This is a genomic window from Paraglaciecola sp. 20A4 (assembly GCF_011378905.1).
Lineage (GTDB): Bacteria > Pseudomonadota > Gammaproteobacteria > Enterobacterales > Alteromonadaceae > Paraglaciecola.
In genome coordinates this window covers 1-648 of record NZ_WTPY01000095.1, presented here as the reverse complement: position 1 = coordinate 648, position 648 = coordinate 1, and the positions used below count along the sequence as shown (strand labels likewise).

Genomic DNA, 648 nt, shown 5'->3' with positions numbered 1-648 from the left:
TGGTGTAACCATGGCCACGCTGTCTCCACCCGAGACTCAGTGAAATTGAAATCGCAGTGAAGATGCTGTGTACCCGCACCTAGACGGAAAGACCCCGTGAACCTTTACTATAGCTTGGCACTGAACATTGACCCTACATGTGTAGGATAGGTGGGAGACTTCGAAGCATCGTCGCCAGATGATGTGGAGTCAACCTTGAAATACCACCCTTGTATGTTTGATGTTCTAACGTTGACCCCTTATCGGGGTTGCGGACAGTGCCTGGTGGGTAGTTTGACTGGGGCGGTCTCCTCCCAAAGAGTAACGGAGGAGCACGAAGGTTGGCTAATCCTGGTCGGACATCAGGAGGTTAGTGCAATGGCATAAGCCAGCTTAACTGCGAGACAGACACGTCGAGCAGGTACGAAAGTAGGTCATAGTGATCCGGTGGTTCTGTATGGAAGGGCCATCGCTCAACGGATAAAAGGTACTCCGGGGATAACAGGCTGATACCGCCCAAGAGTTCATATCGACGGCGGTGTTTGGCACCTCGATGTCGGCTCATCACATCCTGGGGCTGAAGTCGGTCCCAAGGGTATGGCTGTTCGCCATTTAAAGTGGTACGCGAGCTGGGTTTAGAACGTCGTGAGACAGTTCGGTCCCTATCTG

The 648-nt window shown here is 52.6% G+C and carries 1 rRNA gene; it reads left to right on the top strand.

What is annotated here, in order from left to right:
• Window positions 1-648, top strand: a 23S ribosomal RNA gene (locus tag GQS54_RS22990); the annotation flags it as partial.